Annotated in this window: 23 protein-coding genes and 1 pseudogene; 1 reads left to right on the plus strand and 23 read right to left on the minus strand. The window is 49.8% G+C overall.

The features are described 5' to 3' along the window. Window positions 1–56: 56 nt before the first annotated feature. From C7R91_RS06100 to C7R91_RS06220, 23 genes and pseudogenes are all read right to left on the minus strand, one after another. A complete protein-coding gene (locus tag C7R91_RS06100; RefSeq protein ID WP_047072007.1) occupies window positions 57–2,576 on the minus strand; it encodes an NEW3 domain-containing protein in 2,520 nt (839 codons plus the stop codon). Window positions 2,577–2,629: 53 nt separating this feature from the next. Then, entirely contained in the window at window positions 2,630–4,357 is a 1,728-nt protein-coding gene (locus tag C7R91_RS06105; RefSeq protein ID WP_047071376.1) for an ABC transporter permease, read from the minus strand. 14 nt (window positions 4,358–4,371) lie between these two features. Then, on the minus strand, window positions 4,372–5,448 hold the full coding sequence (locus tag C7R91_RS06110; RefSeq protein ID WP_047071373.1) for an ABC transporter ATP-binding protein: 1,077 nt from the start codon (window positions 5,446–5,448) through the stop codon (window positions 4,372–4,374). A gap of 123 nt (window positions 5,449–5,571) precedes the next feature. Beyond that, window positions 5,572–6,696, minus strand: coding sequence for an extracellular solute-binding protein (locus C7R91_RS06115; protein ID WP_047071372.1), 1,125 nt, complete (start codon window positions 6,694–6,696; stop codon window positions 5,572–5,574). A gap of 24 nt (window positions 6,697–6,720) precedes the next feature. Next, window positions 6,721–7,899 (minus strand): ROK family protein, encoded by a 1,179-nt coding sequence (locus C7R91_RS06120; protein WP_047071370.1) that lies wholly within the window; start codon window positions 7,897–7,899, stop codon window positions 6,721–6,723. A 729-nt stretch (window positions 7,900–8,628) separates the two neighbouring features. Beyond that, entirely contained in the window at window positions 8,629–8,907 is a 279-nt protein-coding gene (locus tag C7R91_RS06130; protein WP_047071368.1) for a hypothetical protein, read from the minus strand. 211 nt (window positions 8,908–9,118) lie between these two features. Next, the gene (locus C7R91_RS06135) at window positions 9,119–10,000 is read right to left on the minus strand and encodes a LysR family transcriptional regulator (RefSeq protein ID WP_047071366.1); all 882 of its coding nucleotides are present in this window, start codon (window positions 9,998–10,000) and stop codon (window positions 9,119–9,121) included. A 130-nt stretch (window positions 10,001–10,130) separates the two neighbouring features. Continuing rightward, window positions 10,131–11,099, minus strand: a complete 969-nt coding sequence (locus tag C7R91_RS06140; RefSeq protein WP_047071364.1) for a threonine ammonia-lyase — start codon at window positions 11,097–11,099, stop codon at window positions 10,131–10,133. Between the two features lie 16 nt (window positions 11,100–11,115). Beyond that, window positions 11,116–12,261, minus strand: a complete 1,146-nt coding sequence (locus C7R91_RS06145) for a M20 metallopeptidase family protein (protein WP_047071362.1) — start codon at window positions 12,259–12,261, stop codon at window positions 11,116–11,118. Between the two features lie 16 nt (window positions 12,262–12,277). Further along, a complete protein-coding gene (locus C7R91_RS06150; protein ID WP_047071360.1) occupies window positions 12,278–13,693 on the minus strand; it encodes a YfcC family protein in 1,416 nt (471 codons plus the stop codon). 110 nt (window positions 13,694–13,803) lie between these two features. Further along, window positions 13,804–14,925 carry an aminotransferase gene (locus C7R91_RS06155; protein ID WP_047071358.1) on the minus strand — a complete coding sequence of 374 codons (1,122 nt, stop codon included), beginning with the start codon at window positions 14,923–14,925 and terminating at the stop codon, window positions 13,804–13,806. 33 nt (window positions 14,926–14,958) lie between these two features. Then, on the minus strand, window positions 14,959–16,008 hold the full coding sequence (locus C7R91_RS06160) for an ornithine cyclodeaminase family protein (protein WP_047071357.1): 1,050 nt from the start codon (window positions 16,006–16,008) through the stop codon (window positions 14,959–14,961). Window positions 16,009–16,138: 130 nt separating this feature from the next. After that, window positions 16,139–16,870: an IclR family transcriptional regulator gene (locus C7R91_RS06165; protein WP_047071356.1), complete on the minus strand. Its 732-nt coding sequence runs from the start codon at window positions 16,868–16,870 to the stop codon at window positions 16,139–16,141. Window positions 16,871–16,897: 27 nt separating this feature from the next. Beyond that, entirely contained in the window at window positions 16,898–17,587 is a 690-nt protein-coding gene (locus tag C7R91_RS06170; protein WP_047071355.1) for an amino acid ABC transporter permease, read from the minus strand. A gap of 65 nt (window positions 17,588–17,652) precedes the next feature. Further along, window positions 17,653–18,465, minus strand: a complete 813-nt coding sequence (locus C7R91_RS06175; RefSeq protein ID WP_047071353.1) for an ABC transporter substrate-binding protein — start codon at window positions 18,463–18,465, stop codon at window positions 17,653–17,655. Window positions 18,466–18,507: 42 nt separating this feature from the next. Continuing rightward, window positions 18,508–19,230: an amino acid ABC transporter ATP-binding protein gene (locus C7R91_RS06180; RefSeq protein WP_047071351.1), complete on the minus strand. Its 723-nt coding sequence runs from the start codon at window positions 19,228–19,230 to the stop codon at window positions 18,508–18,510. Window positions 19,231–19,510: 280 nt separating this feature from the next. Further along, window positions 19,511–20,323 carry a metallophosphoesterase family protein gene (locus C7R91_RS06185; RefSeq protein WP_052773415.1) on the minus strand — a complete coding sequence of 271 codons (813 nt, stop codon included), beginning with the start codon at window positions 20,321–20,323 and terminating at the stop codon, window positions 19,511–19,513. After that, complete coding sequence (gene ybiA / locus C7R91_RS06190; RefSeq protein WP_047071350.1) at window positions 20,320–20,871, minus strand: riboflavin biosynthesis intermediates N-glycosidase; 552 nt, start codon at window positions 20,869–20,871, stop codon at window positions 20,320–20,322. Before ybiA ends, C7R91_RS06185 begins: the two co-directional genes overlap by 4 nt. 21 nt (window positions 20,872–20,892) lie before the next feature. Next, window positions 20,893–21,594 (minus strand): annotated as a pseudogene (locus C7R91_RS29660) (YwqG family protein). Between the two features lie 127 nt (window positions 21,595–21,721). Further along, the gene (locus tag C7R91_RS06205; protein ID WP_047071345.1) at window positions 21,722–22,072 is read right to left on the minus strand and encodes a DUF6463 family protein; all 351 of its coding nucleotides are present in this window, start codon (window positions 22,070–22,072) and stop codon (window positions 21,722–21,724) included. Window positions 22,073–22,097: 25 nt separating this feature from the next. Next, a complete protein-coding gene (locus tag C7R91_RS06210) occupies window positions 22,098–22,292 on the minus strand; it encodes a hypothetical protein (RefSeq protein WP_047071343.1) in 195 nt (64 codons plus the stop codon). Beyond that, window positions 22,289–23,473: an ArsA family ATPase gene (locus C7R91_RS06215; protein ID WP_047071341.1), complete on the minus strand. Its 1,185-nt coding sequence runs from the start codon at window positions 23,471–23,473 to the stop codon at window positions 22,289–22,291. Before C7R91_RS06215 ends, C7R91_RS06210 begins: the two co-directional genes overlap by 4 nt. A gap of 76 nt (window positions 23,474–23,549) precedes the next feature. Beyond that, complete coding sequence (locus C7R91_RS06220) at window positions 23,550–24,026, minus strand: MarR family winged helix-turn-helix transcriptional regulator (protein ID WP_047071339.1); 477 nt, start codon at window positions 24,024–24,026, stop codon at window positions 23,550–23,552. 145 nt (window positions 24,027–24,171) lie between these two features. Between C7R91_RS06220 and C7R91_RS06225 the strand changes: the two genes are divergently transcribed. After that, on the plus strand, window positions 24,172–24,360 hold the full coding sequence (locus tag C7R91_RS06225; RefSeq protein ID WP_047071337.1) for a small acid-soluble spore protein H: 189 nt from the start codon (window positions 24,172–24,174) through the stop codon (window positions 24,358–24,360). Window positions 24,361–24,421: the final 61 nt, after the last annotated feature.

A 24,421-nucleotide genomic window follows, 5' to 3' on the forward strand; every position in this document is an offset into this window, starting at 1 on the left:
CATTTCATTGATGTAGCCATGGATCGACCCACGGTTGGCCCGGAGTGGATGGGGCATTACTGCTTCTGACTGATCATGTTGACGAACAAGCGAAAAGCGCCAGGGACTAGCTGTGGAATCTCGCGGAACCAGGCAAGCGAGCTGTAGGTGTACGTCCCTTTTCCATAGTGCGCCGTGAGGAAAATGCCGCGGAACTCCGGTTCTCCCGGATCACTTGTCGCAATCAGCTCGGTATACTCGCTACTCCAGCGAGAAGGATTGTAGATGGAGCGCTCCTGCACCCATCCATCCCAGTCTGCTTGGGTAATCACGTTTGGCTCTTGGAACATCGGATGGTCAGGGGCCAGCATACGGACGTCTGATTGCTCATTGGTCACCCGCCAATCGATCAGCGATTCGCCGATAAAAATGGGGTATGGCGCCAAGTGCGGCTTCCATTTGTCCTCCGGCTTATGATATTGAACGACGAGATTTCCGCCGTTTTCTACATAGTGCAATAGACGTTGGTTGCTCTCGATTAATTCGCGGCGGAATCCGTATGCCCGAATGCCGAGAACAATCGTGTCGTAGCGGGACAAATCGCCCGATTGTATTTCGTTTGCGTCGAGATTGAGGCAATTCACCCCAACCGCGCGCAAGTATTTATCCATATTGTCAAAGCCGCTGGATACGTAGCCGATCCGTTGGTTTTTCGGGATGGCCAGGTCAAAGGCTTGAACAGTCAGCGTAGCGGGCCGAATGAAATACGTGCGGCCGACATGCGGGTATTCAATGACCTGCACATCTTGCGCAATCTCTGTCACACCGTCTGTTCCCGTGACCGTAGCGCTGATCTGATATTTGCCATTCGTCACCTGCGGTGTGGTATGAACAGTAAAAGCGATCGTTTTCGTCTCGCTGCGGAAAGAAAACGGAACATCGACAAAGGCTGGCTCCGCTGTCCAGCCTGCCGGGACAACGAGAGCGACTTTGGCTGTAGAGCTTCCCGGCCGGTACTGTTTCAGTGTTACCTTAACCGGGATCGTCTCATCCGTATGCAGCGTGTTTCGCACCACATCGGACGGAGTCAGCGTCACGGCATACGGCGGAAGCACAGCTACACGGCTTTCCGGCTCTACACGAATCGTACTGGCTGTCTCGAAGGCGAAATAGAGTACCTCGACATCGAGCACGGGCGGCTTGTAAGGATGGAACAGCTCCGTCTGTGCAGGAATCGATACCTCAAATACGGTACACACCGTCTGATTGTAAGCAAGTCGCGGAAACGCAGTTGGCGTAAGCGGTTTCGCCGTCCATCCAGCGGGGACACGCATACGCAGCTGCACATGCTCAACCTCAAGGGAGCCGCCGTTGTAAGCCGTTACGGTAACCGTTGTCGTCTGGCCTGCCACCCACTCGCCCGTCTCGGGCTTGATTTTCACGACCAAAGACAGAGCCTCCGCACTGGCACGGTTGAGCTGCGCTTCCTTGAGTCCTAGCCGATACATCAAATCAATCTTTGTTTCTTCATCGAGTGGAGCCTTGCGTACTTCTTGTTGTGCAGTCGCAAGCAAAGCCTTCATGCGGTGAACCCTTTGGGCTACCTCAGCAAAACGCGGGTAGGCATTCAGTACATCTGTAGCCGCATCGTGCATATGGTGAAGCACTTCCGCGAGTTCTTGCCCGCCTTTTGCAGCGATGCTCTGAGCCAAATCAGCAAAACTGACGGGCAGTCCAGAAAAAAAGTCGCGCTCTTTTTCCGGTGCCGGAAAAACAGAGGCATCCAGGCGATAGTAATTGTAGGTCGGACCTTCATCGTAATGAACACCCATGCCCTGTGTCTTATGCATAAACCTCGATCGCTCACCAAGCTGTACATAGGATGAGCCGTAGATTTGGTCGTATTCCCCCACGGGTACAGCGACGTGATAATCATCGTTGTCCATGATAGGCAGATACAGCTTTTTCATTTGCCACGGCAATAGTCCAGTCTGTCTGTGCTCCGGAAATATCTGTGGATCTGCTGCTTCGTGGAAAGCTCGCTGTGTCAGTAACGTAATCGCCCGGTGATGTCCGTGTGTCGTCGGTTCATTTTCAAAGCATGCGATGACCACATCGGGGCGCAGCTCCCTGATTTTTCGAATCAATCGCTCGTACACGACTTCTTCGCCCCATTTGCGGAAGGTTTCTTCGGCGCATTTGGAGAACCCGAAATCATGGATGGGATCATCCAGCTCTTCGCTTAAGATGCCAAGCGTCACATTGCTAAGAGATGAGGCTTCTTCCAGCTCACGCGTGCGGATAATCCCCAGCGCGGTTCCTTGCTCGCAGCCGATTTCGTTTTGGCCGCCTTCGCCTCTCGTCGCGATCACACTCGTGGTATACACGCCTCTCCCCAGCGCCAAGTAAGCGAGCATGGCACTGTGCTCATCGTCTGGATGGGCACCTGTGTTCATGGCACTGGCAATGGTAGCGAGCGGCTTGATTGCTTTCCACAGATCGAGCAATCCGTGTTCCCCCTGCATGGTGCGAACAGATGCGGGAATTGGCGGGCAGGGCAGTTTGGTCGGCTGTACCATCGGTGATTTCTTGTCCATCGATTCACTGACATCCACGTGAAGCCCCTCCTTTTTCACGAAGGCATCCAGCTTTACACGGCAGTTCCCGCTTTATCTCCGGTCAGTTTTCTGGAGATGAACAACACGATGATGATGACCACGATTTGCAAGACACCATAAGCGCAAGCGGTGCCGAATTCATTACTGTACATGCGTTGGAATACCGCGACAGACAATGGCGTTGTCTTCGGTGTGAAAATCAGAATCGAAGCCACGAACTCCCCGATACACTGAACAAATGCCAAAAGCGTACCTGCAAGAATTCCACCCCACGCCATCGGGAACACGACACGCCTGAAGCTGTACCACCAGGAAGCACCCAGATTCCGCGCTGCCTCCTCGACAGATGGGTCCATCTGCATCAAAGTCGCATTGGTAGAGCGAAACACAAGTGGCAGATGTCGGACAAAATAAGCCAACGGGATAATCCAGAATGTTCCGATCAAAACCTGTCCAAAGCTGAATGCATTCGGCTCACTGAACGCTGCAATCAGGTTGATCGCCACGACTGTCCCTGGCAATGCCCATGGCAGCATGATCAACACATCAAGAAGCGTTTTCCCGCGAAACTTGAGGCGAACCATGGCATAAGCCGCAGCTACACCGAAAATGACGATCCCGATTACCGCGATCGCAGACAACTGCAAGCTGTTCAGAATCGGACGCCATGTCTTGCTATCCGTGAACAAATCCATGTAATGCGACAAGGTATACTCAGGTGGTAATATTTGCACCGTCCAGGTACCATCCACTGAGAAGGAGATGAGTACCAATACGAGAATTGGCAGCATCAGAATGATTGTACCGATAAATGACAGCACAATCGTGGTGTAGCGTCCCGCTTTGCTCTTGATCTCGGTACGATGCACGCTGACCCCTTTGCTCAGGTTCTGGTAGTTGCGCGCGCCTTGGTACCAACGCATGATCAAAAGAAAAGCAACAGAAACAATCGAAAGAATCGTAGACTGTGTCGCAGCCATGTCCAAATCTCCATTGGTGCGAGACAGATAGATTTGCATCGTCATCGTCCGGTCAATGCCGAAAATGAGTGGCGCCGTATAAGAAGCCATCGAAATCATGAAAACCAACAGAGAAGACGCGACCATGGCTGGCGTGAGCATCGGCAAAATAATGCGCCGCCAAACGGTAAAGCGATTCGCTCCAAGACTGGCAGCCGCCTCTTCCAAGGACGGGTCGAGTCCCTTGATTGCTGCTGTTGCTGTCATGAAGAAATAGGTGTACATCGTAAACGTATGAACGACGACCACACCCCAAATTCCTTTTAACGAGAAAGGAACCTGGGCAAGCCCGAACAGCTCTTTGATCGCCCGTGGGATAATTCCGCTCTCTCCGTACAAAAAGGTAAACGAGAGAACGCCAATGAGCGGAGGCAACGCCATCGGAACCAAAGCCAGCACAGAAAGAATTTTTCGTCCAGGAAACTCATAACGCTCCAATAAAAACGCCATCGCAACCCCGACAATTCCGCACGTAATGACACTCAGAACCGATATGTAGATACTGTTCCACAACGCTTCCAGGTTAGCGGTATGCTCCAGACTGAAGAAGCGAATGTAGTTTTTCCACGTAATTTCCTCATCGATTTTGATACTCGCAACGAACGTTTCGAACAATGGATAAACGACATAAGCCAACAATATTAAAAAGAGTGGCGATACCAGCACGTAGACGAAGGCGGGTGAAGCGGTGATGGACTTTCGTCTGGCTGCTGTCGGCGCTTGCTGCAACTCTGCTCTCAAAAGCTTCTTCCCCCTTATCCGGCAAAATAAATGCTCTCTTTCGGTATATGTAGGCCGATGGCATCGCCGCGCTGTTTAATTGGTCGTCCCAGGTTGATGGACATGCTGCGCAGGCTCTCCGTTCCTACTTCCGTGACGTAATTGACACACGCCCCTGTAAATTCAGACATGACAACAGAGCCTGTCACTACATTTTGTCCCTCGTTGCCTGTACTCTCCAGAACGGATTCAGGACGAATGGACATCGTTACTTTCTCCCCAACTGACAGCTGTGCACGTGGCGAGGCATTTTTCTTAAATCCGCTGAGCATTTGTCCAGAAGCTGTGCGAACCAGCACTTCATCGCCGTCAAACCCTGTAACTGTACCTTCCCACAGATTCGTCTCGCCAATAAAAGAAGCGACAAAACGGTTTACAGGACGATGGTAAATCTCATGCGGTGTCCCGATCTGCTGCACTTCTCCGCCTTGCATGACCATAATCCGATCTGACATGGACATGGCTTCCGCCTGATCGTGTGTAACGTAAATCGTCGTAATCCCCAGCTCCAGCTGGAGTCTCTTGATCTCGAAGCGCGTCTCTTCACGAAGCTTCGCATCCAGATTGGACAGCGGCTCATCCAACAGCAGAATCTGCGGCTCGATGACCAGCGCCCGTGCCAGTGCTACCCGTTGCTGTTGTCCCCCGGAAAGCTGATCAATGCGGCGTTCGCCATAGCCTTCCAGACGGACCAGCTTCATGATCCGTTCTACGCGCTCTTTTGCATCTGTTTTGTTCACCTTCCGAACCTGCAAGCCAAACGCGATATTTTCAAAAACAGTCATGTGCGGGAACAACGCGTAGTTTTGGAATACCATCCCGGTATTGCGCTTGTGGGGAGGAAGAGATGTAACCTCCTGTGATCCAAAGCGGATATGGCCTTCCGTTGGATAATAAAAGCCGGCAATCATGCGCAGGGTAGTCGTTTTGCCGCAGCCACTCGGACCGAGAAAAGTAAAAAACTCTCCTGATTCGATATGAATGTGCACATCTTCGACCCCTTTTGCTTGGCCAAACCTTTTGTGAACGTGATCAAGTGTTACGCTGCTCATCGGGTTGTGTTTCCTCCTTCATCGCAAGTCATTTCAAGCTGCGTCCGTATAAAAACAACTTCTATAAGTGACTAGACGGAAAGGACAACTCCTTCCCGCCTAGCTGCTTCGAAAAACCCTTCCTTACTTCTTGCCTTTCCCCTTGATGTTTTCATCCCAATGCTGCATCCACTCTTTTTCTTTTTCAGCCATGACAGCCCAATCGAGTTCCATTGGCTTCAGCTCGAGATTTTTCATGAAGTCTGGCAGTTCGTCCTTGCTGATGTCTGTACGAGATGGGAATTGGAAGCGCTCCTTCGCCAATTGGGCAGCCATTTCAGGACTCATCAAGAATTCCATGAACTTTTTCGCTGCATCCAGGTTTTTCGCGCCTTTTACCAGAGCCACGCCGTCAACAAGAATCGGTGCTCCGCTCTTCGGATAAATGAAGTCATACGGATGGTTGTTCTTTTTGCTTTGGATCAGAACGTCTTGGAGGTTCCACAAGGAGATGACGCCCTCTTGACGATCCAGCTTCAGATACAGGTTTGTCGGGTCTTGTGTGTACTCTTTTGTATTGGCATCGAGCTTGGTCAGCCATTCAAAACCTTTTTCAGGAGTATCCGCCCCTTGACGGAAGATCATTGCGGAATAAATGGTACGCATGGTGCCGGACGGCAGTACGTTTCGGATCACGATCTTGTCTTTGAATTTCGGATCGATCAATTCGTCCCAATCTTGCGGCGCTTCTTCTGGCTTCAGCACCTGCGAGTTGTACATGATGACCTCTGGCAAAAGCATTTCGCCGTACCAGCGATCTTGCGGATCTTTGTACAGGTCTGGAACCTTGTCTGCAAAAGTCGGCTTGTAAGGCTCCAGCAGATCTTCATTGGCTGCTGTCGCTAGAGCAGATTGTGTACCACCCCACCAGAAGTCAGCCTGTGGGTTCGCCTTCTCTGCACGAACGCGCTCCAAAATTTGTTGGGCACCCATCTCGAGTGTTTCCACTTCAATGTTCGGGTACTTTTCTTTGAATTTTGGCAACACGATTTCAAAAATGTTTTTGTCCCGTCCGGTGTAAATCACCAGTCTTTGTGGGTCACCCGATGAATCAGCAGGTTGAGCAGCCGTGCCCGATTGGCCGCCTGCGCTGTTGTCGGCAGGCTTTGCTTCCTGTCCTCCACTGCCGCAGGCAGCTACAGTCAGAGCCAAGGAGCTGACAAATACGCCTTTCATCCATGTTTTCAGCTTGCTAGTTGTCTTCTTCAAAACGAACTCCCCCTCTTGTTCTTCTCACTCTTTGTCAAGCAGTCGTGTGAAAGGAAACGCTTCCAAAACACTGTGGACAGCACCAATTAAACCAGCTCGCTCCCCCAGACTTGCTTTTTCAAGATTAGGCACCTCGGGCACCCATTCTCTCAGCCATTCGTGAATTTGCTTCACCCCTTCACCATCGACATGGACCATCTCCCCGCTCAGGATCAATATTTCCGGGTTCAAAATACTGATGATGTTCGCCATTCCGTACGCCCAATGTCGATACACATCCGCAAGAAGCTCCTTTGCTTGTGCATTTTGTTTGGCGTGCCGGATCAGCTCTTCTATGACACTCGACCCTTCCTGAAGGTCAGAGAGAAATCCCTTAGCCTGTTCTTGGATGCCCGGAATCGAATAATGCGTCTCAAACACGCCTGACGCGCCATTCGGGCGATTATGTACCGGGCCGATCATCATGAAGCCGATTTCTCCTGCTGCCTCACGACTCCCCCGATAAAACTGTCCATCCAAAATGATCCCGGCCCCAATCCCCGTTCCTACGTACATGTAGACGACGTTGGTATGGCCGACCCCTGCTCCACGAACGTACTCGCCCAGTGTCATCATATTCACGTCATTGTCGATAATGACGGGCAGTCCGAGTCGCGCTTCGATGGTCTGTTGAATAGGTGAACCCATCCAGCCTGTGCTGGGTGAAAAGCTGACGGTTCCACTGCCACGCTGTGTGACCCCTTGCAAACCGACGCCCATTCCGAGCAGGCGCTCTCGCGGGATTCCGCTTTCACACAACAAGCGATCCAGTCCGGCAGCCAAATCTTCGATGACCGTTTCGCCATTCGCTGGTTGCGCCAGCCGTTTGCGATAGCGAGCCAAGAACTCGCCTTTCATATCTGCGATGGCCATGTTCAGGGTAGAGCCTTCAAAAATCGCGCCGGCAATGGCGTAGGCCTGATAGTTGTACTCCAACAAAATCGGCTTGCGGCCGCCTTTTGAATCGCCCATTCCTACTTCTTGCAGGAGTCCTTCCTGGATCATTTCATCCACGAGGGCGGAAACACACGGACGGCTGAGCTGTGTCTGTTTGGAGATATCAGCGCGAGAAATCTGCCCGTGCTGGACAACCTGTTGCAATACTTCTTCTTTATTCAGTTTTTTCACGAGTTTGCTGTTACCTGTTTTTTTGGGAGCTTGCACGCTTCATCGATCACCGCCACACAGTTAGTTAACATTACTAACAAAGATAACCAAATTATAGACACGGCTGCACCCAATAGTCAAACAATTTACATTTGTCTTTCAGATATTTTTTGGTTTTTTTAATGTATATATCCCTTGTTAAAAAATACTAAAAATCCAGTCGCTACGCTGTTGTGGTGGGGAGGAAACAGGAGAAAACGCTCAGATTCTTGTCCCACCCGCTGAGGGATTCACTGCCCGACCCCATGCAAAAAGCGAAACCGCGTCCAAAGTGGTCCATTCAGGATGTGTTTCAGAGGTGGACGCTTAAGATCGTGTTTCGCTTTTTGTATGGAGTCTCGGTCGGTGTACCAAAGATCTTCGCTTAGTTCTCCTGTTTCCTCTACGAGCTTCCAGTGTTAAACGAGTTTTAAAAGCCTTAAAAGATGGAAGAATGTACTCAGTCACGACAGAGAAGAATATTTCCAGACGTAGCGACTTGTGGAGTCCTACCGAGCGGAGAAGGGATTTGCGGGCAAAAGAAACGCAACCGTGCCCATACGACGAAGCGGCTACCACTTTTGCGTTTCCCCGCGAATCCCTTCGGAGCGGACAGTCTCAACCCTCAGCGGGACGGAGCACTGAGCCTAGTCTGGAAATATTCTTCTCCCCACCGCAGCCACTGTCTTTCAGATATAAAAAAAGCACATCACCCTCTACAGGGGAATGTGCTTGGAACGTCCTCTATTAGTCTATGTATCCAGCGACTCCTTTTTTAATCAAGTATTCCATCTCTACATCCAGGATCTTCTCGACGGTGATCTCATCCAGCTTCACATCTGCCTTACCCATGACGTAATCTACGAGATCATCAAAATCAACGTCGACATCACCTTTTGCATCTGCCTTCGCACTGTTCATGTACGCTTGCTCATGCTTGAGTACGATCCTGATTTTTTCCGGGTCTACTTTTGTTTTTGTAGCTACATGCGAAACGAGTTCGGCTTCGTTTACTTGCTTACTCATTTGTTGTCATCTCCTATTTCTCTTACCTTCTGTCATTTTACACTATCATTGCCGTTCCAAATGAAAGAAATCAAAATTATATCACGCAAACAACCCTCGCTCTAGAAGGTGCAAGCATTGTTTCCAAGAGATAATTTGCCCTTATGTCGAGTTAGGAATTCGGGAAATCGCACATAACTTGTTGAAAGTAGCGGACAGACCCTTCTCATGACTACTCTTCTCTTACGGATAACCAGATGTCTTTGACGAGCTCCATGAAGGTCTGGATTGCGGGTTCTTCTCTTCGGCGCCCCAGACAGACCAGCGATGTTTCTGCTTTCTTGGAAAAGCGGTACAGCTCGATTAGCTCTCCTGTTCGAAGCTCTTTTTCCACTAGAACCTTACTGAGCAGGGCTATGCCAGTTTGATTCAGGACTGACCGTTTGATCGTTTCTTCGCTGCTACATTTAATGACAGAGGGTGGGATGTAGTTTAACTCCATCAGGCACTGGGTAATAAATTCATCGAGATTGCACCCCTCCTGATAGGACAAAAAAGGAAAGGTCACGAGTGCGTCTGCCAGTGTTTTGTCCTTCATCAAATCAGGAGAGGCAATCAAGGTAAATTGTTCTAAGTCCACGACGCTGGAATGAATACCTGGTTGCGAGGTGGTGCCCGCAATGATCCCAATATCCGCCTCGTGGGCTTGGATTTTTTTCAAAGTCTCCTGGCTGGTGCATGAAATCACCTGCAGATTGACCTGTGGATGTGTCTCCACATAAGCTTTCAGAATTTGGGGCATGTATTGGATGCAATAAAACTCCGGGGCCGCCACGACCAGCGGTCCTACAGGCATGTCTAAGTGATTAAGTCCCTCCGCCATGTGCTGAAGAACGTAGAAAAGCTGATCCGTATGCTGTTTCACTATTTTTCCGGCCGGTGTCAAAAACGTGCGCTTGCCTACCCGATTGAGCAGAGGATGTCCCAACTCCCGCTCCAATGCTTGAATCTGGAGTGTAATCGTAGGCTGGCTGTATCCGAGCTGCTCTGCAGCCTTCGTCAAGTTCAAATGCTCGGCAACGACCTGAAATGTCTTCAGATTGCGTAACTCCATGATTGATTATCCACTCCCTCACCGAACGACACCCATTCTTCGTGTACGTGCGTGTTCAAAAAGTCAGCTTTTTGAACAAACTCTGTTAGAAAAAGTGTAGCCGAGAGTGGCTCTATGTTCAACCGATACCCTATGCGTGCTTCTTTATAATCTCTGCCAGCTTGCGAGCATCTACGTTACTGCCGCTCACGATCGTCAGTACCTTTTTCCCTTCAAGATCGGGTACCGTTCCCTGCATGAGTGCAGCGATACCTACCGCCCCAGAGCCTTCCACCATCAGATGATGCTCCTTTGCCAGCCAACTCATGGCTTGGGCAACATGTTCTTCCTCTACGAGCAGGAAGTCATCGACGATCTGAAGGGCCAATTCCAGATTGCCTTGGGTAATTCCCCCGTGAAGACCATCTGCGAGCGAATCGCTGTATACCACATCAGCCAACCGTTTTTCTCGGAACGAATAGTACCAGGGCGGAGACGCATGTGTCTGAATCCCAATCACCTGCACATCCGGATTGATTGCCTTTGCTGCGAGCGCTACTCCGCAAATTAACCCTCCGCCGCCAGCAGGTACGAGAATGACGTCAAAATCCGGCTCTTCCAAAAGAGCTTCTAGGGCTGCCGTTCCCTGTCCTGCTATGATTTCGTTGTCTTCAAAGGCGTGGACGAACATTCGCCCAGTTTCTTTCGCCAGTTCATAGGCATATCTTTCTGCGTCATCATAGCTGTCTCCATACACGACCAACTCCGCACCGTAGCGCTTGATCCCCGCTTTTTTGGTCTCTGGTGCGGTTTTTGGCACGACGATCAAGGCCGACACCCCTCGAAGCGAAGCCGCATACGCCACCCCTTGCGCATGGTTGCCTGCTGAAGCGGTAATTACGCCCCGAGCTAGCTCCTCTTCCGTCAAGGATGCGATTTTGTTTAGCGCACCGCGCGCCTTGAATGAGCCTGTTTTCTGCTGGCATTCCAGCTTCAGCCAGACATCGGCAGCTGCGATGGCAGACAACGCGGGTGATGAAATTAACGGGGTATGGACAACCTGCCCCTTTAGATTCTTGTGAGCCTTTACAATATCGAGAAAGGATACCGTCAACGACATGAACTACTCCTCCTTATTAAAATCTTTTCACTAATTGAATCAATAGTTCAACAGCGGTCGGAATGACATCCTCATCAATGTCAAAACGCGGATGATGGTGGGGGTAGCAGCTCTTTTCTCCACGCATTCCTATAAAAATAAAACTGCCAGGCTTGCGCTCCAAATAGTAAGAAAAGTCCTCGCCACCCATAACCGGCTCCACAATAGCAAGACAGCTCTCGCCAAATTGATCGGTTACGACATCAGCAACGAATCGACTCATTCGCTCATCGTTGACAACAGGCGGGGTCCCCCAATCTACCATGACTTCGGCATCTGCGCCCCATGCCGAACACAATGTCTCAATCGTCTGCTTCAGCTCGCGAGCCAAGAGTTGCCTCGTCTTTTCTGACTGCGCCCGCAATGTTCCATATAAAACGGCCTGATTCGGGATGATGTTATAGGTCGAGCCAGCTTCCATCCGACAGATGGAAATGACCGCAGGTTCGATTGGGTTGACGCAGCGCGCCACGATTCCTTGAATCGCGTTAATCACCTGACTTGCCACATAGATCGGATCAACGGTTTCGTGTGGCATCGAGCCGTGTCCTCCACGTCCGGTAATGACGATGCGCAGATCATCAGCAGACGCCATCATCGCGCCCATACTGATTCCGATCTTTCCTCTCTCAAGAGGCTGCCAGAGATGCAGCCCAAAGACAGCGTCCACATCATCAATCGCACCCTGACGGACGATAGCTTGTGCTCCACTTGGGAGCATTTCTTCTGAGGATTGAAATAGAAAAAGCACATTTGGTGCTACGTCTGCGCGGTTTTCCGAGAGCCATTTGGCTGCCGCTAGCAAAATGGCCGTATGTCCATCGTGACCGCATACATGAGCGACACCTTCATTTTTCGAGAGATACGGCTTCTCTCCCTCTTCAACGACCGGTAGTGCATCCATATCCGCCCGTAACGCAATGGTTTTCTTGCCATCCGTCCCCCGCAACATGCCGACCACATTCGGCGGCTCACATGGAATCAGTTCAATTTTCCATTCCTGTAAATACTTCCGAACATAGGCCGCTGTCTGATACTCCTGACCAGACAGCTCTGGATATTGATGCAAGTATCGCCGTTCACTGATGGCCCATTGTGCAAGAATTGGTGTGCAGAGTGCCATTCATGATCTCCCCCCGTCAATATGGTCCATAACCAATCAGATGCGCGACGACGACTGCTACTGTCGCAATCCCGTACTGCATCAGGATCAGCGGCATAATCCATTTCATCCAGCGTAACCACGGGATGCCAGCCAAAGCCAAACCAGCCATGAAATAGCCTGATGTCGGAATAAAGATATTGGATATTCCATCCCCGAACTGATAGGCAAGAACTGCGGTTTGACGCGTAACGCCAACTAATTCTGCCAAAGGCGCCATGATCGGCATGGTCAAAGCAGCCATTCCGCTGCCGGACGGAACAATAAAGCTGATCACAGTTTGGAGGACGAGCATGCCAAACGCTGTAAGTGCACTAGGCAACTGATTCAAGACACCAGCAGAATAGTAAAGAATCGTATCAAGTATGTGACCGTCGTTAAGCACCACAACAACTGCCCGTGCAACTCCAATGACCAAGGCCCCGGCTATCAGGCCAGCAGCACCTTTCATGAAGTTGTCTACCATTTCATTGATGCCGAGTCTTCCCACGATTCCGATGATTATGGCCAGCAACAGAAAGATTCCGGATAGCTCAGTGAGATACCAGCCATATTGAATGACACCAAAGACCAACACGACAAAATTGAGAACAAAGCAAGTCAATATTCCTTTATGTCTGGCCGTCAGCTTCAAATCTTCACGCAAAAGCTCAGCCGTGTTCCTCCCTTCAAACAATCCGAAGAAGCCCTGCGAACGGTCTTTTTTGACTTTCGACGCATACCGAAGGACGAATGCAGTCGATACGAAGTACATCACGACAAAAACAGCCATTCGATAACCCATTCCCGAAAAAGTGGGCAGCTCAGCGATGCCTTGGGCAACTCCCACCGTAAACGGATTCATTAGTGCAGATGTAAACCCGACCGACGCTCCTACCAGCACAATGGCAGCACCAGTCATTGCATCAAAACCAAGAGCAATCGCCAGCGGAATCATGATCGCGATGTAGGGCAATGTTTCTTCAGCCATTCCCATGAGCGAGCCGCCTGCCGCAAAAAACAGCATCATGATGGGAATCAGCCACTTCTCTTGATTCCTAAGTAGACGCGATAGCGTGACGATGAGAGCTTCAATCGCGCCAGTGGCTGTCAAAATACCGAATGTTCCGCCAATTATCAATACAAAAAAGATAATGCCTGAGGCCTCCACCAAACCGGTATGCACGCTGTTTACCAGCCCGAGCGGCTTCACCGGAGATGATTCAATCCACTGAAACGACTGTGGATCAATGACACTCCTGCCGTTTACCTCGACTCGTCCGTATTCTCCGGCAGGCAAAATATACGTCAAGATGACCGCAATCGCAATCACGGCAAAAAGTAACGCGAACACATTGACTTCCCACAGCTTCTTCTGCTTTTTCGGCTGCAAATTTACATTAAGCTGACTCATGATATCCCCCCAGTTAGGTATCGTGATCAGAAATGCCAGAACGGTAGAATTTGGGATAGGAGTGTCCCTTTGCTCTCGCCGAAGGGACACTCCTCCTCCCGTTTTATCCGTTATTTGTATGACTCCAAAAACTCCGATACTTTTGCCAGACCCGTTTGAAGCACTTCCGTCGAGCAGGCGTACCCGATTCGTACCCACCCTTCCATGTCGAAGCAACTGCCTGGCGTCAAAAACGCCCCTGTCGTTTTAAACAGGTCAATGCAAAACGTGTCCGAAGGGATATCCAGCTCGTACTTGAGCATTGCGGTTGTTCCTGCCTGCGGCTTGACGTAAGAGATCAAAGGCTCCTTCGCTACCCACTCATCGAGAATCTGCAGGTTGTCGCGCACGATCTTCAGGCTGCGCTCCATAATCTTATCGCGGTTTTTCAGTGCATGGACAGCCAGCATGTCATCCAGCATTCCGCAGCTGATGGTCGTGTAATCGCGGTGCGTAAAGCAGCTTTTGATCACATCCTGAGGTGCTGCAATCCATCCCAGACGCAAGCCCGCCAATGAAAACACTTTGGACATGCTGCTTGTCGCAATCCCTTTTTCGTACAAGTCGACGATAGATGGCACCACAACCTCCGGGTCTTGGTGCAAATTTCGATACACCTCGTCACACAGCAGGTAGGCATCAACGGAGCGGGCAATCTCGACGATTTCTCGCAGCAACCCTTCACCCATCAAAGCTCCGGATGGATTGTTCGGATTGTTGATACAGATCAGTTTGGTCTTGTCTGTAACGAGCGAGCGCAACTCATCCAAATCAGGAAGAAAATCATTTTCCGGTAAAAGTCTGAGCAGCTTGACTTGTGCTCCGAACGACTCCGGTACCGAATAAATTTGCTGGTAGGTCGGATGAACGGTAATTACTTCGTCACCAGGCGCAACGAGCGAGAACAAGGCGAGAAAATTCGCTCCAATCGCCCCGTTCATCGCCAAAATGTTCTCCGGCTTCATCGTTTGATACATACTCGCGACGAGGCTGCGGAATTCCGGCGAACCCTCGATATGACCGTACGTCAGCTTCTTCTGGGCCATCTCGCGGAAAAAATCTTCCGGCTCATCGGAAAGGCGGATCAACTCTTCTACCGTCAGCGAATCGACGCATGTTTCGGCAATATTGTAAACAGCCTCCATCTCGTAGGCGTTCATCCATTCTTCCACTTTAAAAGGTGCAATTCTCATCGTCGTTCCTCTCCTTTTACTGTCCTTTCACTTTTACAGATCAACTATCGTACCTACACCGCGTTTATCCGCCACTTTCAAAATGTGTGCAGCTGTCAGCAAATCTTGGAACGCGATTCCGGTACTGTCAAAAATCGTGATTTCTTCTGCATGTTTTCGTCCTTGGGCATGATCGGAGATGACATTGCCGATCTCTGCTGCGATATCGTTTTCTGTTATCAAGCCCTTTTTTACAGCTACTTTTGTCTCTCCCACGCATACAGCCTGTCCTACATCATCAACGAAGACGCGCGCTTTTGCAAAAAGCTGTTCATCGATTTCCTGTTTTCCTTCCATGTCTGCCCCTATGCAGGTAATATGAGTCCCTGGCTTTACCCACTCCGCTTGGATCATCGGTTCGCGTGAAGGGGTTGCGGTGATGATAATATCTGCATTTCTAGTCGCTTCTTCGAGGTTGTCCACTGCAATAAACTGCACGTCACAACGGCTGGCATAACACTCGTACTCTTCTCCTGCATATTTGGAGACGAATCTGGCCAAGAGGTTTTCTTTGATTTTGGCGGCAAAGCTTTGCGCCTTTTCTGGTGATCGCGGATTGCAGATGAACACCCGCTTGATCTCTGTCATCGTCATCAATGTCGCCATGATTTGAAATGGAGCTTGGTGTCCCGTCCCGACAACTAGCAGGTTCTCCGATTCTTGACGTGCCAAATACTTTGCACCGATTCCACCGGCAGCTCCCGTACGCATGCAAGTAATGTGCTCCCCACTCAAAATCCCCTGCGGTACGCCAGTTTGGCTGTCCAACACCATCACCGTACCCACTAATTGTGGCAGACCTTTCTTGTCATTGTCACCGAACCACGAGACGAGCTTGAGTCCAAATATATCAGCTTGCGGCATATGACCCGATTTGATATCCATGTCCGCTCTCCCCTCTACGAACTCATGAAAAATGAGCGGAAACAACGTCGCCTGCTGACTCGATTTCATTTGATAGGCTTGCTCGACCACTTCAATCACGCTTGCCATATCCAGCACATCTTCCGTGGTTTCCTGATTAATGACGCGAAATGGAAACATGTCTATCTTCCCTCCCCACTGTTTCTTTCACACTAACACAGTTTTTCAGGGCGAAAAAATTGAAAGATCCAATGGTTCCTATTAAAAAAAGCAAACCCTCCACCAACAGATGCTGGAATGGAGGGTTTGCTTATGCTCCGCCGATTCTTGCCGAAATCGTCGCAGCCTGGCGTTTTACTTTTTCGATGAGCAGGGGCAATCGATCTTCTGTCACCCGAAAGCACGGGGCGTTGATCGAGAGTGCTCCCACGAGTTGATTTCCGTAGCCGACGATCGGTGCGGCGACTGCCATGGTGCCTTCCGTCTTCTCCTCGTAGCTGATGGCATAGCCACTTTTCTTGGCTTGACTCAGCTGTTCCAAAAATGACGGCTGCTTGTCTCGGGCAAGCTGGGCGGAAACGACTTTCGTAATCGCATCCTGCTTCAAATACGCGAGAATGATTTTGCTAGGGGCGCCGATTGTGAGAGGTATCCGCTCCCCCAGGTTCTCGTCTATGCGTATTTTCAGTGGACTTTCTACTTTTTCGATCGGCATCGAATCCGTCCCCGCCAATACGTTGAGGAAGATACTCTCCTCGACTTCATTTGCCAGCTCCTCCATGAAAGGTCTCGCCACAGCCCGCAGGTTCAGCTTTTCATGCAGGATAAAACCGATTTCCATCCACGTATATCCCGGCTTGTAATGCTTGGTGACTGGATCCTGCTCAACCAATCCGAACTGGATCATGGATTCGAGAAAACGGTGGAGCGTACTGATTGGTAGACCCGTTGCGCTCGCCAGCTCCGAAATCGGCCAAGCATGTTTTTCGTCTGAAATCAGTACCCGAATAATTTTCATCGCCCGTTCGACTGATTGAACCATCCTTCTTTCGTCCTCCATGACAAAAAGTTACGCTGCAACACTCGTGTTATCTTTCGCTGGTTTAGTGGGAGCTTTACCTTTGGCGAGCCTTGCTTCCAGCTTGTTGACGAAATACGAGAAGATCATGATCAGTACGAGATAGTACAACCCGACGACCATATACGTTTCTAGCTGCTTGTAGTTGGAAGCTGCTTCACCGAGACCCGTTCCCCATAAATCCTGCATTCCTACGTATGCGACCAACGACGAATCCTTCAACCCGATAATAAACTGATTGCCAAGCGATGGGATCGCCCGACGGAACGCCTGCGGCAAAATGATTCTACGCATCGCCAGCGGGTACGACATTCCGAGTGATCGGGAAGCCTCCATCTGCCCGCGATCGATTGACTGAATGGCGCCTCGGAAGATTTCTGCAATATACGCGCCATTATGAACGGCCAACGCGATGGCCCCTGCCCAAAACTGCGACAGCGTCACCATATTCGCCAAGCCGAAGTACAGAATACAAATTTGTACGATCAATGGCGTTCCGCGAATGACGGTAATGTACACATGTGCGATGTAGTTCAATACTTTGGAATCGGATATTCGGAAGAAGGCAATGACAAGACCTACCACACAACCGAGCATCAGCGCAACTGCCGTCAACTGTACCGTGAGCCATGTCGCTTTTAGAAAAAGGGGATAACTGGATAGAAAAATATCAATAATCACGTTCACTCCTCCTCACATGAAGCGTTAAAAAGGGGGGCGTCCATCACGGACACCCCGTTGCCCACTTACTGTTTTTGCAGGATATTGCGGCCAAACCATTTTTGGCTGATCTTTTCATAGGTGCCGTCTTTGACGATCTCGTCCAACGCCTTGTTGATCCGCTCCACTGCCTCCTGGTCACCCAAGCGCACAGCGATTGCTTGCTCGTCAAAGCTGAGCGGCTCGCCTACATCTATCACTTTTCCGCCGCCTTCTTTAATGAAACGCAAGCCTACTACCTGGTCGGTAATCACTGCATCGAGACGCCCTGTCGGCAAGTCCAGCAAAGCGGTAATATCGCTATCATACTGAGTGATTTTGTCTTCATCAGTCAGCTTTTTCGCCCAATCCAAGTAGTTCGATGCTTTTACGACGCCGATCTTTTTGCCCTTCAAATCCTCTTTGCTCTTGATGGAGGTATTGCCCTCTTGCACGAAAATTTGCGAACCGGAACGGTAGTATGGATTGGTAAACAAAACAGCTTTTTGACGTTCAGGTGTGACAGTCAAGCTCCCAATGACAGCGTCATATTTTTTCGCGTCCAGACCGGGGATGATCGTTTCGAATGGATTGGTGATCGGCACTGCGTTCATGCCCATTTTTTCTGCCAGCGCTTGTCCGATCTCTACGTCAAAGCCAGTCAGTTGCCCGTTTTCCTTGAAGCTAAACGGCTTGTACACGCCACTCATGGCGTACGTAAAATCTTTCTTTCCACCTTCTCCAGAAGCTTGTCCGCCTGCTGCCGGTGCACTTTCCTGTGATCCACAAGCAGAGAGCAACAACGAGCCTACTAGAACAGTGGACAACAAAATTCCGGACCATTTTGCACGTTTTTTCATTGGTGATTCCCCCTGTTTTATTCTCTTTATATAGTGAATGGTTTAGCGGATGCTGCCTAAAAACTGCTTGGTACGATCATGCTGCGGGTTTTCAAAGAATTCTCTCGGCGGTCCTTGCTCCAAAATTTGCCCATCGTGCATGAACACCGCCCGGTCTGCTACTTCACGAGCGAACCCCATTTCATGCGTCACGACGATCATTGTCATTCCTTCTTTGGCGAGCTGCTTCATGACCTGTAGCACTTCACCGACGAGCTCGGGATCAAGTGCAGAGGTAGGCTCATCAAAGAGCATGATCTTCGGTTTCATCGCAAGCGCCCGGGCGATGGCAACCCGCTGCTTCTGTCCACCCGAGAGCATGTCTGGGTAGACGTCGGCTTTATCCTGCATATTCACTTTTTTCAGGAGCTCGTACGCTAATTGCTTGGCTTCTGCTGCATTCGTGCCTTTGACGTGAACAGGTGCCTCGATCACGTTTTCCAAAACAGTCTTGTGCGGAAACAGATTAAAGTGCTGAAAAACCATGCCAACCTCGGCGCGGAATTGATTCAGATTCGTCTTGTGTGGATCAATCTGCTGACCACCGATTCGAATCTCTCCGCTGTCATAAAATTCCAGAAAATTCAAACATCGAAGTAAAGTACTTTTGCCTGAACCACTGGCTCCAAGCAAGACGACAACTTCTTTTTCTTCCACCGTGAGCGTAACGCCCTTCAACACGGTTAACGGGCCAAAAGATTTGACAAGCTGCTTAACCTCAATCATCCTGCTATCCCCCATTTATCTCCCGGATGAATTGCGTATCAGTTTTTCCGAATATCGGAAATGATTTCTGATTTAAATTATAATTATATATTTTCTGATATTCAAGAAAAATATGTTTTATTGAATAAATATTCATGATAGGAATATGGAATAGTTTTCCTCCCCGCCGACAGCCGCTGGAGGGCAAGCTGTATAGGCAAATGGACATGTCTCTTGACCAGGTAAATAATGATTTTTCCATTCAGTAGATAAAAAAAGTGGTTAGCAGCGAAACGTCTGCTCAACCACTTTTTCGTGTAAAGACAAATAGTTTCCCATCCGCGTTCAACACTTGTGTCCCTTGGGCAAGCTCGATCCAAGATCGCGCCCAGTGTACATGCCCACAGCAGACGAGTACTGGAGGGTGCTGCTGCAAGCACTCACGAATTTCAGGCAAGCCCTGCAGATCGAATGAAGGCTCATCCGGCCCTTGATGAAGCAACAAAATGTCAGGCTGCTTCCGAAGCAGCTCCCGCATTCCTTTCAGGAACTCCTTCCTTTCCCTCCGATTCGGTTTATCCGCACGACCTACGATTCCGCCCAGACCCGCAATACGGAGCTGGCTGACTTGCACCATTTCAGGATCATTGATTACGGTGATGTCTGCCATGCCTTGAAGCTGTGCGAATGAACCCGAGTCAAACAAATCGTGATTGCCAACAACCCCGACCACCTCTCCAAACTCGCGTTGAAAAGCATGCCATACGGAGGAGGGATCGCCGCTACTTCCCCGTTTCCATGGATCGGCATACAAGTCTCCGCATAGCAAGACCAGAACACGTTCTCTTGAAATGGATGGCCTTTTGATTTGGAGTAACAGTGAAACCATCTCTGGCAACGCTTCGCCAAGCAGTACCTGCTGCTCGTGCCGAGACTCTATCACCCCTTGCAGATCGGAAGTAATGATGATCACATCATAAGCATCAGGAATATTCGCCATTTCCCCAAAAAAGATGGGCAACCTGCTCGGAACAACACCTTTGCCATTCGCTCCTGCTGCTAGATAGGGAACCTGCTCGACGGGCTCTTCTTCGATTTTGGTAATCTGGATCACGAACGAAGCTGCTCCCTGACTGCCATCAATGCAAAACCGAGCAAATTTTCTCCCCGCCACTTTTCGGGCTGTTCCGCATGCGGATGATCTTGGGCCATGCCAATCCCCCAAATCCGATCATAAGGACTCGCTTCGACAATAATGCGGTCACCTGTGTCCAAGAGGTATGCTTTCAAATCGGCATGCTGGCTGAATTTTAACAGGTTTGCCTGGCGAACGATCGCCGTCTTGTTCGCATTCCACACAGCCTCGTCAAAGGAATGAACCTTTCGTCCCAATTCCTTCGCTTGTTTTGGATGGCTTTTCTTGAGTATCTCATCACGGATGGCAACATCGCCGAACAGCTCAGCCTTTTTCGCCATCATGTAATGCTCAGCGGTCAAGTATGTGATACCGTCCTCTACAAAAGCGGCCGGATACCATTGGCTGAAGCAAGACTTATCGATCGTGCCTGACTCCTTCTGTGTATGTCCCCAAAAGAACAAGTATTTCACTCTGGTCTTTTGCGATTCTTTGATTAAGGTTTGGACGTCATGTATGTGCGCCATCGTGTTATCCCCATCTTTCTTTTATAAACAATCCCATGTATACCAAACCCTTGAAAAATCCAGACGAAGCAAATCCTCCCTGCGAACGAAGAAGTTGCCCACTCCGCTATCTCCCCACGAGACATAATAATCGTAGTTGTCGCCCTCCATATCCAGTTGGAGGAGCAGCTCCCACCCATCCTGATTCACATACTCCTGGGTAAAGTAGGGATATCCTCCAATCCGTGACCCGCTTGCATCGGCGAGGTCCCAATATTTTGAGTAGGCCACTTCGTCCTCGTCGGTAGGTAGCTGAAAATTCACCGCCTGTGGATCTCAATGAGGGACGTACTGCGACTCTCGTTTTCCTGTCAGCTTGTATGGCCCACCCAGTACCGGACTGTACACGTCAAGGTCCTCTGGTTGAAAGGGGTCCAATTCCTGTGTATCGATGAACTCCTCAAAATGAAGCACTTGAAAGGATTGATCCATCAGTCCGAAGGTATCATCCTCCTTGACAAAAAAACTGGTCAATCCACTAGCGGGGTAGCCATCGAGTCGCGGCATTTGCGCCCAGTTGATTTGTGCGAGAAACAAGTAGTTGTTTCCGTCTTCATCCTGTGGGTATGGCATTTCTGGCGGTAGCCAAGGCTTTCCGCCAACCTTGCTATCCGTTAAGGTAGCCGCTTCCTTCGTCAGGGTGAGCTTGATGGATGACTTTGCGGATTTTTGGATGTGTTCCAAAAATTCTGGGGTCCATTGGTTATTTGCATCTAAGAAGTTCAGGGAAGATCACCTCGGAATTGAAACATATGGAAAACGGTTAGATTCATTTTATCTGAACCATCTACCAATCCGCAAATTTCTTACATCACTTGCGCAGCAGGATGGCAGCCTGTGGTATGCCGAGCCAGAAGCCCGACGCAGGCATGGCAATCGCCCCGACCACGCATATCCCGATTATCGTCCACCCAAAGGCAGCTGGCGTCTCCATTCCCTTCTTTTTCATCAGCCAATCCGCCATATATCCGAGCAACATCAACAAAAAGCCAAACATCATAAACCAGAAAGCCGCAACTTCCTCTCGCCCTACACCATTCCATAAACCGTTTGCGACGATCTGCTGAAGCGGCTCAGCGTATAAAAACAGACCGACAATCGTATGCAGCAGTCCTGTAATGATGAGAGTGAAACCCATTTGGCGCTTGATCCCACTTACCATGTTAATTCTCTCCTCTCAGGTTGGCCTATTCCTTAGAAATGTTGATTTTTTGAGCTCTCGGACGGTCTTGTTCATCCTGTAACACATCAATCATGCTGTCGATCACTGACCGCGATGCGAGTAGCCATTCTTTGCAGGCATTTTTCACATGGCGCTCGGTTCCGTTCTGTTCCATGTTCGTAAGAATCGTCAGCACCCGATTCAATCCAGTACCTCTCAATGCTGAGCAGCCCCTTCCCTTGCGCTAAAACGAATGATCAGCCGATCCTCCGCATATTTCGCTCCTGTAACTTGTCGTCCCATTAATACGCGTGGCAAGATAACTTTTCGCTTGTAGGCACCCGCATTTACGGTCAATTCATCCCCTGTTTGCGTTAAATCCAGGGCTGCTTTATCCACAAAAGGAATCATCAGCTCCAAATGCAGCTCGCCGTCCACTTCTCGAATCAGTTCCGTCCTGCCTTGATAAAGCTTGGCGGATGGGTCTTCTGTTCCAAAAACGATATCAGCCAATTCTTCTAGAACAGGAAGCCCAATCACTTCTTTTGGCATCATCGGTGCTTTCAAAATCGGCAGCGGCTGAAAGTTTTCCACGATTTCGTTCTCATACTTCCGTTGCAGCTCTCGCCAGTGGGCAAAAAATCCTTCTCCCGCTTCATCCGGAAGCACCCGATTCACGATGATGGCATCCGTATTGAACCCGAACAGATTCAAGTACGTAAACGAGCGCTTTGCTTCCGCAAGCACCATTTTTTCCGGGTTTACTACGATCCTCACTGATGTGATCTCCGGGTCCAAAACAATGCGTTGCATTTCCTCCAACCCTCGTGCGAGCTGCTCGACGCTGTCTAGCACATCATCAGAAGGAAGCTCTACTTTGTTCACGATCTTGGCCACTGGGCGAACGAGTTTGATCAGCTTGCGCTCGGTCGGAAAAATTTTCTCCAACCACCAATTCAATACGTTGGGATAACTAAGCAGACGCAGTGTTTCTCCGGTTGGAGCACAATCGACTACCAAGACGTCGAACTGCCCGCTCAGGGCGTGTTCCTTGATCTGTAGCAAACTGAACATTTCCTCCATGCCAGGAAAAACAAGCATCTCCTCCGTTGTAATATCAGTCAGCTGTGCTTTGTCGAGCAGTGTTGTCAGCCATCCCTGAACTGCTCCCCAGTTGCGCTCGGTTTCCCGCAAGCTGTTTACTTCCTGTCCCCATAAATTTTCGCTGATTGGTACGGGATCTGGTCCGATCACAGTCCCCAATGAATCTGCCAAACTGTGTGCAGCATCCGTACTGAGTACGAGCGTTCTCTTTCCCTGCTTTGCCAGCTTAACAGCCGTTGCTGCTGCAACACTCGTCTTCCCAACCCCACCTTTGCCGGTGTAAATAACGATTCTCATCTCGACTCTCTCCTTCACGATCCATTTAATACGATTTCGTAGTAATTAGACAAAAAAAGAAGCAGGCTCGATCAGACTATTCCTCAATGTTGATCTTGATGGAACGAACCTTTGTTTCACGAGGCTTGACAGGTCCTCCGTCCTGAAATACCTTGGCGGCTTTGAGTAAAAGGGTAGTGAATTGCTCCATTTCTTCCGGCGTAAATGCCTCCTGAAGCCTGCCCAGCATCGTCAGCATCACTTGCTCTGATTCTTTTGCAAGCTGTTTGCCTGGTTGTGTCAATGTGACGAGCTTCACCCGTTGATCCTCTACAGAGGTAGCCCTCGCGATGTAGCCTTTGCGTTCAAGCCGTTTCGCGATGCTGGTCATCGAACTAAGTGGCGCCCCCATCTCTTGCGCCAGCTCTGACATGGTCAAATCTCCGCGAAACAGCAATATGAGGAGGGTCGACAAATCAGAGCGAGTCAGTTTTTCTTCAAGCTGCATCGTATCGGACATAAAGGCGAACGGACGCAAACCGGTTTTCAGAAAGAGGTCATATAGTTGCTGCATACCGGTGACTCCTTTTAGTACGATTTCGTAGTAATTTCCTCTTCAATTTATTACATATTTTAGGGAATGTCAACAGGCTTAAAAAGTATACCCTGCTGGGCTGACGTACATATTAAAGCTGTTACAACTGACAGGGGGAATCAAAATGAATAAACAGCGCGCGAAAGAAATCGCCGCTTCACCCGTTATGGCGAATGTGACCTGCGATGGAATACCCGTATACATCCAGCACATCGATGACGACAACGACATGGCGAGGATTTACCCGCTCGACCAGCCAGATCAGGAGATGAGTGTTCCTGTAGCCAGCTTGCGGGAGCACGGTGAGTACTGATTTTCGTCACAAAAACGATTGAGGGGACCTGTAGCGAATCCGCAGGTCCCCTCGTCGTCTT

This window comes from Brevibacillus formosus (assembly GCF_003013405.1).
Lineage (GTDB): Bacteria > Bacillota > Bacilli > Brevibacillales > Brevibacillaceae > Brevibacillus > Brevibacillus formosus.

Bases quoted from the DNA above. Each gene is read 5' to 3' on its own strand.
- C7R91_RS06100 (WP_047072007.1), bottom strand. From the start codon at position 2,576: ATGGACAAGAAATCACCGATGGTACAGCCGACCAAACTGCCCTGCCCG.
- C7R91_RS06110 (WP_047071373.1), bottom strand. From the start codon at position 5,448: ATGAGCAGCGTAACACTTGATCACGTTCACAAAAGGTTTGGCCAAGCA.
- C7R91_RS06130 (WP_047071368.1), bottom strand. From the start codon at position 8,907: ATGAGTAAGCAAGTAAACGAAGCCGAACTCGTTTCGCATGTAGCTACA.
- C7R91_RS06135 (WP_047071366.1), bottom strand. From the start codon at position 10,000: ATGGAGTTACGCAATCTGAAGACATTTCAGGTCGTTGCCGAGCATTTG.
- C7R91_RS06140 (WP_047071364.1), bottom strand. From the start codon at position 11,099: ATGTCGTTGACGGTATCCTTTCTCGATATTGTAAAGGCTCACAAGAAT.
- C7R91_RS06145 (WP_047071362.1), bottom strand. From the start codon at position 12,261: ATGGCACTCTGCACACCAATTCTTGCACAATGGGCCATCAGTGAACGG.
- C7R91_RS06150 (WP_047071360.1), bottom strand. From the start codon at position 13,693: ATGAGTCAGCTTAATGTAAATTTGCAGCCGAAAAAGCAGAAGAAGCTG.
- C7R91_RS06155 (WP_047071358.1), bottom strand. From the start codon at position 14,925: ATGAGAATTGCACCTTTTAAAGTGGAAGAATGGATGAACGCCTACGAG.
- C7R91_RS06160 (WP_047071357.1), bottom strand. From the start codon at position 16,008: ATGTTTCCATTTCGCGTCATTAATCAGGAAACCACGGAAGATGTGCTG.
- C7R91_RS06165 (WP_047071356.1), bottom strand. From the start codon at position 16,870: ATGGTTCAATCAGTCGAACGGGCGATGAAAATTATTCGGGTACTGATT.
- C7R91_RS06175 (WP_047071353.1), bottom strand. From the start codon at position 18,465: ATGAAAAAACGTGCAAAATGGTCCGGAATTTTGTTGTCCACTGTTCTA.
- C7R91_RS06180 (WP_047071351.1), bottom strand. From the start codon at position 19,230: ATGATTGAGGTTAAGCAGCTTGTCAAATCTTTTGGCCCGTTAACCGTG.
- ybiA (WP_047071350.1), bottom strand. From the start codon at position 20,871: ATGGCGCACATACATGACGTCCAAACCTTAATCAAAGAATCGCAAAAG.
- C7R91_RS06205 (WP_047071345.1), bottom strand. From the start codon at position 22,072: ATGGTAAGTGGGATCAAGCGCCAAATGGGTTTCACTCTCATCATTACA.
- C7R91_RS06215 (WP_047071341.1), bottom strand. From the start codon at position 23,473: ATGAGAATCGTTATTTACACCGGCAAAGGTGGGGTTGGGAAGACGAGT.
- C7R91_RS06220 (WP_047071339.1), bottom strand. From the start codon at position 24,026: ATGCAGCAACTATATGACCTCTTTCTGAAAACCGGTTTGCGTCCGTTC.
- C7R91_RS06225 (WP_047071337.1), top strand. From the start codon at position 24,172: ATGAATAAACAGCGCGCGAAAGAAATCGCCGCTTCACCCGTTATGGCG.